The organism is Streptomyces sp. NPDC033221 (genome assembly GCF_055577005.1).
In genome coordinates, this window is the sequence record NZ_JBVIQN010000062.1 from 18020 (window position 1) to 27091 (window position 9072).

The following is a 9072-nucleotide window of genomic DNA, read 5'->3' on the forward strand; positions in this document are numbered from 1 at the left end:
GACCTGAAGCCGGGGCCGGTTTGATTAGTAAGCTCAGTTAATTCATTCATGCTCCGGCCGCAGCAGCCTCCCACAGGACGGCCGCCGGTACCCCTGCGCTGCGCCGGCCCGAACCCCGGGCGCGTCCAGCAGCTTCCGCAACCGGCCCACAGCACCCTGCCCAGGCGCTGCGGCAGGTCCAGGAGGACCGCCGGACCTGCTTCCTGCCGGATCTTCTGTGACGATTTCGGGTACGAGTGACGGACGTTTCTGCAGCTCAGAGACCTGCGCAGACGGAAGACGGGGGCTGGCGGGAAAAAAGTTGGCGGCAGACATCCGGATCCGGGCCCTGTGGCGCGTGTATGAGGTGAAGGCGCAAGTCTTCACCCAACGAGTCGTCATGATGGGAGGCCGGTCTGTGACTTGGCTGGACTGGGCAGGAGCGGGCGGGGCATCGGTCCCCGTGCTGCTCCTGCTCTTTTACGCGCTGCGCCGCACGAAGGGCATCGTCGAGATGTACCTGAGGGCACGCCTCGAAGCCCACGCGGAACGCGAGCAGCGGGCCACGATGATCGCGATGGCCGCTTCGCTGCCCGAAGGCGGGGCCGCGGCCCGGTTCGAGGACGGGCAGCCGGCCTGGCTGTTCCACAAGCACACCGAACCGGAACAGCGGGTGATCGTCACGCGGGAGGCTGCGTGAGCGAGGCCGAAAAGGGCACGGACTTCGAGGCGTTCGTCCTCGAAACCAGCGCGGCCTTCTCCCGCGTGGCCCAGGCCGAAGCGGGTGATCTGCACAGTGCCGAAGACGCTGTGCAGATCGCCTACATGCGCATGTTCAGGTCGTGGGAGAAGATCGTCACACGGCCCGGTAACCGGGCCGCCTACGGCCGCCTCGCGGTCAAGAACGCGGTCATCGACCAGTTCCGGCGGAACCAGCGCATGATTCCTGCCCCGTTGCAGGAGCTGCCCGAACAGGAATCTCAGATCGGCATTCCCGATGCCGCCTACGAAATGATTAAAGAGGGAATCGATGAGCTAGTTGCCAAACTTCCCGACCGGCAGCGGCAGGTCATCACCCTGTGCATTCTTCAGGACATGAGCTCTGAAGAGGCGGGGAAACGACTGCGCCTTAAGGAGGAGTCGGTGAAGAAGTACATCCGCATGGCCATCATGAACCTGAAGAAGTCCGTCAACGAGACCGGCGAGGAGGCAACCGCATGAGCGCCTGGGACGAGAACGACAAGCACAGTGCCATCCGGCTCCTCGCCGTGTGGGTCCTGCTCGAACGCTCTGAGCAGGCACTTTCGAAGAGGCCGTGGATGCCCGCGGACTCGGAACAGGCGGAGGGGGGCCAGCTTGCCGGCTGGCCCCCGGCCCCCGCCCCCTGCCCGGACGACTCAGAGCGCATCGAGGCCAAACGCGAACTGTTGCTCTTGCTTGCATGCGAGTGCGAGCAAAAAGTAACCGCACAAGAAACACGGCGGATCGCGGAGCTGCTGGAATACCTGGACAGGGACGAAGACGCTCTCATCTGGTGGCAAAAGGCGGCGGCAAGAGGTGATGAGGATGCGCGGGACTACCTCGACCTCCTATATGCCGAGACGCGGGAAGCGGAGCGCTCCGCTACTGGTCTGCCAGAACCTCCAACACTCGATGACGAAAACGCAGCGCTCTACGTGTGGAAAGTCAACGGCGTGGCCGCCGGTTCAAGCTCGTTTGCAGCGATGCAACTTGCTTTGAGTGCTGCAGGAAACCCAGAAACAAGCGATGGCGCAAAGCGGCTAGTGAGAGAAATCGAGGAATACTTGCAGCATCCTGATCGCATGACAGACGGAAGGCGACGCTGATGTCCCGAACTCTTTCGTCATGTCAGAAAGCGGGAGTCGCCCTTTAGACATACCCACATGAGTGCCTCAAGCAGAGGCACAACGACTCGTTGAGGCGACGGCCGCCCCAGAACCTGGGGCGGCCGTCGCCATGCCCGGCCCGTCAAACGATGGGGCAAACCCCAACCCAGCCAGCCCCAGCCCGCTCATTCCGGCGGTCCGGAGCCAGCCTGCCGGCCAGCGCCTGACGGACTCGGAGCAGAGCTCTTACCTCAACTGAGGCGACAAGGCACCTACGAGGCCTCGTCATCAGGCTTCCTGAAGCCGAATCACTGATCCGCCTCTTCCTCTTCCTCCAGAGCGTCGAAGACAGAAGGGATGTCATCGCTGGCTGCCCATCCGTAGCCGATCGGAGGGACGTCGAGAGCGGACGGTACGTCTTCGTCCCCCCATGCTGGTGCTGGCGTCCGGTCAGGGCTTTGCGAGTGGTTCATAGGGGCATGTCCCTTCGGTGGTAGGCCGGAGCTGTCACAGCTTGAAGTACATGGCGAGCGCGGCCCATACGGTGACAGCAAGCGTCAGGGCGGGGATGAGCTCTGGGTGGGACACGGCGGTCAGCGCGGCGAGAGCTGCGCCCAGGGCGGCGATGACGCCACGGTCGGCATGCACCGGATTCCTCCATCGTTAAGCTGCGGCCCCGTCGGCCGCGGTGTCGTGCCGAACGATGAAGGAGCGGAGGGTTAGCCGCGCAACCCCCGTGTGACCAGGACATATGAGTGCCGGATCGGACGCCTTTGAGCTGCCGGCTGTGAACCTGCAGGCGCTCATGCCCCATGACTGCCGACTGGCATCTCGTCGCAGCGCAGCTGCAGGCCAACGCGCCGCGTCAGGGGAGGGCGGCCGGGGGCTGTGAGAACAGGTGGGGTACCAAGACGCCCTGCCGTCCCTCCAGCGCGGTTGCCCCGGCGCTGGAGGCTCACGTGATGCCTGCCGGTGTTCGCCGAGGCAGACAGCGACTTCGCTCCGGGCGGCAGAACACAGCACGGGAGAAGGTTGCGGCTGGCTCCTCAGCGTCCCGCGCTACGCCCACTCCACCCCCAGTTCGGCGAGTGTTGCCCGCTGCTCCTGGGTGAGCTTGTCCCGCCGGCTCTTGGTGTTGGAGACCCATACGCCCAGCTTCACGACCGCCGGTGCCTCCTCGCCTTCGACCGTGAGTTCCTCTGTGTGGTTTCTGGGGACGCGGTGGTGGCCTTCGCGGGCGATGTACTGGGCGAGGGCCGCAATGCCGCGTTGGAAGGCCGCTGCCGCTTTCCCGCCGCCCTGCACCAGGCCCTGCAGACGGCCGACTACTCCCTCACCACCGACCTCGACGCAGCCCGCCGCCACTACTACGGCACACCTAACATCGAGCCCCCGCCGGCAGACGAGCCCGCCGGGCCGACCGGCCGGTGGCTCACCCTGCCCACACTCGACCGCCTCGTCTCCTACGACAGCCCCCGCCCTGCGCTGCCCCATGCACGCCGCCCCCGATCGTCTGGCGGCACCGCCCACCGCCCGCTTCCCTCACCGTCCGCACCGCCCAGCAGGTCGCCCACTGGCTGCACGCGGCGACCGCACATCTCCGCCTCGCCGCGGCCGTCGCCGCCGCGCTGTTCACCGGCACCTCCCTCCAGCAACTCGCCACCGCCCGACCCCGCGACTACGACACCACCGCGGCCACGCTCGCCCTGCACGACCCGCCCGCTACACCGACGGCTGCGCCACCTACCCGATACCACCCTGGGCGGGCGTCTTCCTGCGGGCCGCGGCCTGCTCCCCCCCCCGGCTCGTATCCGGCGAAGACCAGGAGCTGCTCGCCGCGCCAGGCGACTGTGCGCACCTGCTGCGCGTGGCGGAGACAGCCAGGCTGCGCCCGCCCCAGCCACCATCCCGCGCCGCTGGTAGCGGCCGCACCCCCGAGCGATGACGTACGAGACCCCGGGCCCTGTCGGCGGGGCCGGAGTCTCACGGCGGCGGGGGAGCGGTCAGAGGTTGTCCCAGTAGCTTTCGCGCTCGGAGGGCGGCCCGAACCTCTTGATGGACCAGCAGGTGCAGTTCCCGCCCTCGTACAGCTCCTTGTCGCACTCCTCGTGGTGCTCCCGCACCCGCCGCTTCTTCGGGGCTGCCAGCGGCGCGGGCCGTGGCGCTGGCGGCTCCGGAACGGGCAACTCCGGGACAGTCTCGGCGGCCGGCACCGCGCCCGCCCACTCCATGCCCAGCGCGGCGAGGGCGGCGAGTTGCTCCGCGGTGAGCTTGTCGCGCCTCGACTTGGTGTTGGAGATCCATACGCCCAGTTTCACGCTCACCGGTTCCGCCTCGCCGTCGACCGTGATCTCCACGGCGGCGCCACGCGGGACGGGCCGCTGTCCCTCACGCTCCACCCACTTCGTGAGGGCTGCCAGGCCGCGCTGGAACGCCGCCTCAGCCTTGTTCCCGGCCTTCCTCGGACCCTTGGCCGCGACGGCTGGCGCCGCAGGGAGCTCCGCCGGGGCGGCGGCCGTCACGGGGAGGGTGGCGCCCTGTACGCCCAACGCGGTCAGCCGCTCCCGCTGCTTGGGCAGGAGCTGCGCCCAGGTGCCCGGCTCCTGCTGCCGCCACCGCCACGTTCCGATGTCATCGCCCTCGAAGGTGACGCCCGGCGCGATGTAGGGCAGAACGCCGTCGGCGTCGACGAGGTCGGCGAGGACGCGGTAGTGGCGCTGCCAGTTGAGCGGCCAGGGGCAGTTCCAGTCCGGGTCGATCGCGGTCAGCTGCTTCGCGCGCTCCTCCGCCCGCTTCGGGTCCTTCCCGAGACCGCCCTTGCGGCGCAAGTTGGCCATGTACTGCCCGATGGGCACCATCGCCTCGCCCTCGCCCCACACCGCGTCTTGACGCGGAGCGAGGTGCCCGGTGGCCCGCCGGTAGGACCGGAGCGCGGCGAGCTTGTTCTCCCACGCCTCCTCGCCCGGCTCCCACACCATTCCGGCCTCCGGCGCGTCCAGCAGCGTCTTGCGCCGCTCCTCCAGCTCCCCGGCCCGCAGGGCCTTGCGCTGCTGGTGGACCCACCGCCCGAGGGGGAAGTCCTTCGTGACGCCGACCTCGACCTCGACGTCGTAGGGGACGGCGTACAGGCCGGTGATCTTGTTCTCGGCGCGCCAGCGGATGAGGGCCTGGTAGCCCTCCAGCCACACCAGTGACTCCGGCCGGTACACCCGTGTGCGCAGGAACGCCGCGATCGTCGCCGCGTCCCGGGGAGAGGAGAAGTGCAGCAGCGCGGACTCGGCCGCCGCGTCCGTGTCGTCCTGCTCCTGCTCCTGGCCCTCACCGTCGCTTTCGGCGCCGATGATCCGGCCCTGCTCGTCGCGTTTGACGTGGATCTTGCGCTGGTGCTTGCTGCGGGTCAGGGCGCGGGAGGCGAGCTGTTCGACCATGCGCTCGTCGTGGGAGCGCAGGCCCTGGAGGACGGCTACCAGGGGGCGGAAGCTGGCGGAGGCGACCATGTCGGTGGGGTTTTCGCCGGGCTTCAGGAAGACGGGGACGATGACGCGGGCGGTTTTCGTGCGGCCGTCGCGGTTGGGGCGCAGTGCCCGGCCGATGTTCTGCATGATCTCGACCTGGGAGCCGCGGGTGTCGGCGAAGCAGATCGCTTCGACGCCGCGTTCGCCGGTGATGTCGACGCCTTCCCCGAGGACCCGTACGGAGGCGAGGAAGGCGCGGTGCACCCGGCGGCCGGCCGCGTCGATGCCGTTGGCGAATTGCCTGATGACCTCACGCCGCTCGGACACGAGGTGGTCACCGCACAGCCATGCTGACCACACCCGGTCCGGCGGAACATGGCGGCCCGCCTCCAGCTCGTAGAACTCCGCGTCGATCGACGATTTCGGCAGCCGGTCCGCGGCCGCCAGGTCGTCGTCGGAGGCGTCGCTGACGTACAGCTCCGCGGCCGTGTGAGGCATCTTCTCCGCGAACGCGGCGGCTTCCTCGACGCTCTGGTGGAACGTCATCACGGTGCGCAGGTTCCACCGCGCGGCGTGCTCCAGGAGCGCCGTCTGCAGCAGCGCCAGGCGCCGGCCGCGCTGCGCCTCCTCCGATTCCCCGAGGGCAGGGGAGGGGTCGCGGATCTCCAGGACGTCGATCTCGAATCCCGCGAGGATGCCCCGCTCGATCGCTTCCGAGAGTCCGAGCTCGGCCAGCCACCGCCCGTAGGTCCCGTCCGGGTCGTCGGCCATGCTGGCGATCTCCAGCTCCTTGCCGTCCTTGCCCCTCTGGGGCCGTGGCGCGGCCAGGATCCGCGGGGTGGCGGTGAGGTAGAGACGGAAGAGGGACGGGATGCGCTGGTTGTCGTGGATCGCCGCCCACGGCCGTCCGAGGTCCCCGGCGGTTCCGTGGGCCTCGTCCACGATGGTCAGGTCAAAGCCGTCCATCCGCTGCCCGTACAGCCGCTCGCCGCCCGCCAGTGCGGCCTCCAGCGGCCCGCGCACCTTGCGCTGGCCGGACGGGTCCTCCGGGTCGTCCCGGTCCACCAGGGAGGCGTACGTGGCGAACACGACGACCGGCCCGCTCCGGGCCCACAGGGCGAGTTGGATCGGGTTGGTGGTGGTGCGCACCCCCAGTGCGCCCAGCACCGGGTCGTTCTCCAGCCCGCACACGCCGACCATCGGCGCGGTGTGGCCCACGGCCCGCCATGCCTGGGCGGTCTGCACGAGCAGGTCCAGGGTCGGCACCATGACGAGGATCCGGCCGTTCGGGAAGCAGTCCAGGGCGCTCGCGGCCGCCATGATCGTCTTTCCGGAGCCGGTCGCGGACACGATCGTGCCCCGCTCGCCCTGAGGGGGCACAGATGATCTTGCAGGGAAACCCACCCATTTCCTAACCGCCGACCGCTGGTCTACCTGGTGTTCCTTGAGCGGAATCGCTGACATTCCTTTGCCTCCCCGATGCCTTAATTACGGTGGTCTTTCAGAGGGCTGCGTGCGGAATGCAGGCCGCGCCCAGGTCGTTCCAGATCGCCCCGTCCGCCTTGTGCCAGCCGCCGGGCTTTCCGTCCTTGAAGGTCGGTTTGTCGGCCGGGTCGTAGTGCCCGGCATCGAGCGTGCAGATCACGACATCCCCGTCCGCGTTCCGGGTCCGTGCGGTGCACAGACCGTCGGCCTCACCCAGGGCCTCCAGCACCTGGCGCCGTGCCGTGGTGTGCGGGTGCGTACGCGGCAGGACGGTCTCCCGGACAAACTTCTCCAGCCGCACCAGGTCGGCCTGCTCACGCTTCCTCACGTCTGCGATGTGTACGGCCAGTTCAGCCGACCCGGCCGACCGGCCACCGCGCCGGGACCACTCCCGGTCCGCGATGCCCACCAGGGCCTCGTTCACCGCCGTCACGCCGTCGTCCCAGCCGTCCGCGAACACCGCGCCCCGAGAGGCCGGCGCCATGCCGCCCAGTTCCTCCACTTCGCACTGCGCCCCGGCGACTGCTCCGGCTTCCAGCGCGGCGACCAGGTCGTCCGCCTCGCTCGCGGGCACGCCTTGCGCCTTAAGGAGCGCGAACACCTTCAATCGGGCATTCACGCCCGCCGTCTGGTACTGCGTCACCCGCCGCACGGGATCCTCGCTCAGGTCACCGGCAGGCGCGGGGGTGTCCTGGTGTCCGGTCACTGTTCGCTCCCCGGGTCCGTGACGGCCAGGCCGTGGTGGTCGAGGTAGGCCAGGAGGAACAGGGCCAGGGCCCGGCCGGGGTCACTGGCGTGCTGAATCCCGGGCGGCTCGCTGGTCCACCCGAAGGTGGCCTGGTGGGGCCGCGGCCGCACGCCGCCGGTGTGTGGGTCGGGGAAGACGACGGCGCGGGTGAAGAAGTCGTCCAGGCGGCTGAGCAGGTCCGCATCCGGGTCGTTAGGCTCGCGGCCGCGCACGGTGGTCTTTGCGGCCTCCAGGATGGTGGTGAGGTACCGCCGACGCGCCTCCTCCTGCTGCCGCAGCTCGCTGGACGGACTCTCCTCGACTACCTCCACCACGCGGTACAGGCCCTGGTCCCCGTACAGCCCGTCCGGCTTTTCCAGCGCCCGGCGGGCCTTGGTGACGGCTTCCTCGACCGATCGCCCGTAGGCGTAGTTCGTCACCACGGCGGCGCCGGGGTGCTCCGGATCGGTGCGCTGCGCCACGATCCGGTAACGGGTCAGGTCAGTGGGCTCCCCACCGTCCTGCGTGAGGTTGCTGTCGGGCTCGGTCTCGGTCCGTGCCACGGGCGCGCGCCCTTCCAAGGCGCCGGCGTCCTTCAGCTCGGCCTGCCACTGGTCGAAGCTCGCGCCTTCTTCCTCGTCCAGCTGGTAGTCGAGGTCGTACTTGTCCTCGCTCAGCAGACGGGCGGTTTCGACGGCTGACTCGGTCACCCGGGCCCGCTCCCACAGGTATTCCGTGGCGCGCAGCAGCTGGTGCCGACCACGCCAGAGCGCGGGCATCAGCCCCACGATCGCAGCGGGAGCTGCCAGGGAGGGAACGGGCAGATGGCCGGAGTCCGCGCGCCCGGACTCGCTGATCACCGTGTACGACCAGCCTCCCGAAGGCCCCTGGCGCGACGACCACGACAAGGTGACACCCGGCTGATCCTCCGTCGAGCCAGAAAGGAAATGCACCGGCTTCACCCAGGACCAGGAAGCGGCACAGGCCTCATCGTTGTCCGGGCCGCGCTGTACCGAAAATGATCCTCCGGAGAACTCGCTCACACGAAATTCCTTCTCGACCGCTTCCGCATAACGCTTCCAAAAACGGAAAGTGTGCACGCGCCATACCACCCTTCCTTCCTGCCTCACCCCGGCCACTCCGGGGGTGTCCCGCGTTTTCGCCAACGGTACATGCTGCATCATCCTGATGCACGCGCTACACTGAAACCCGGCCCGAACGAGCGACCCCCACTCTCGTAGCCAGCCGGACCCGCGGAGCGGGTCTTCGGGAAGTGAAGGCGCAGCCGTAACGGACCGTCAGGCCGGGGGAGCGCAGCGGACCCGGCCCGGAGCGCTCAGCGCTCCGCAACATTCGCACAGGAGGCCCCACAACCCGCACCAGGCACGCTCGATCGGCCAGGCCGCGCACCGCGCGGCCGCCGGGCGCGCAGCGGCCGGCCCCACCGATCCCCGAAGCGCAGCGCAGGGGATCTGCCCATGCGCAGCATGGGCAGCGGGAGCGCAGCGACCGCTCGGCACCCGCGGAGCGGGTGCTTTCGCTTGCACATCGCGCAGCGATGTGGTACCCGCTCCGCGGG

8 protein-coding genes are annotated in these 9072 nt (G+C 69.1%); 3 read left to right on the plus strand and 5 right to left on the minus strand.

Annotation, left to right across the window (positions count from 1 at the left end; all coding sequences use genetic code 11):
* Positions 1-397: 397 nt before the first annotated feature.
* From ACZ53K_RS40895 to ACZ53K_RS40905, 3 genes are read left to right on the plus strand one after another with little or no spacing between them, the layout of a single operon-like run.
* On the plus strand, positions 398-679 hold the full coding sequence (locus ACZ53K_RS40895) for a hypothetical protein (RefSeq protein WP_361883757.1): 282 nt from the start codon (positions 398-400) through the stop codon (positions 677-679).
* Positions 676-1200: an RNA polymerase sigma factor gene (locus tag ACZ53K_RS40900; protein WP_361615174.1), complete on the plus strand. Its 525-nt coding sequence runs from the start codon at positions 676-678 to the stop codon at positions 1198-1200. The genes ACZ53K_RS40895 and ACZ53K_RS40900 overlap by 4 nt, the downstream gene beginning before the upstream one ends.
* Complete coding sequence (locus ACZ53K_RS40905) at positions 1197-1826, plus strand: hypothetical protein (protein WP_468847702.1); 630 nt, start codon at positions 1197-1199, stop codon at positions 1824-1826. Before ACZ53K_RS40900 ends, ACZ53K_RS40905 begins: the two co-directional genes overlap by 4 nt.
* Before the next feature lie 507 nt (positions 1827-2333).
* On the opposite strand, the gene ACZ53K_RS40910 is transcribed toward ACZ53K_RS40905, so the two are convergent.
* From ACZ53K_RS40910 to ACZ53K_RS40930, 5 genes are all read right to left on the minus strand, one after another.
* Positions 2334-2474: a hypothetical protein gene (locus ACZ53K_RS40910; protein ID WP_359303506.1), complete on the minus strand. Its 141-nt coding sequence runs from the start codon at positions 2472-2474 to the stop codon at positions 2334-2336.
* Between the two features lie 411 nt (positions 2475-2885).
* Positions 2886-3191, minus strand: a complete 306-nt coding sequence (locus tag ACZ53K_RS40915) for a helicase associated domain-containing protein (protein ID WP_361615178.1) — start codon at positions 3189-3191, stop codon at positions 2886-2888.
* A gap of 638 nt (positions 3192-3829) precedes the next feature.
* Positions 3830-6745: a helicase associated domain-containing protein gene (locus tag ACZ53K_RS40920; RefSeq protein WP_468847706.1), complete on the minus strand. Its 2916-nt coding sequence runs from the start codon at positions 6743-6745 to the stop codon at positions 3830-3832.
* A 37-nt stretch (positions 6746-6782) separates the two neighbouring features.
* Positions 6783-7472, minus strand: coding sequence for a hypothetical protein (locus ACZ53K_RS40925; protein ID WP_468847708.1), 690 nt, complete (start codon positions 7470-7472; stop codon positions 6783-6785).
* Positions 7469-8353, minus strand: a complete 885-nt coding sequence (locus ACZ53K_RS40930; protein ID WP_468847711.1) for a hypothetical protein — start codon at positions 8351-8353, stop codon at positions 7469-7471. Before ACZ53K_RS40930 ends, ACZ53K_RS40925 begins: the two co-directional genes overlap by 4 nt.
* Positions 8354-9072: the final 719 nt, after the last annotated feature.

Bases quoted from the DNA above. Each gene is read 5' to 3' on its own strand.
- ACZ53K_RS40905 (WP_468847702.1), top strand. From the start codon at position 1,197: ATGAGCGCCTGGGACGAGAACGACAAGCACAGTGCCATCCGGCTCCTC.
- ACZ53K_RS40920 (WP_468847706.1), bottom strand. From the start codon at position 6,745: ATGTCAGCGATTCCGCTCAAGGAACACCAGGTAGACCAGCGGTCGGCG.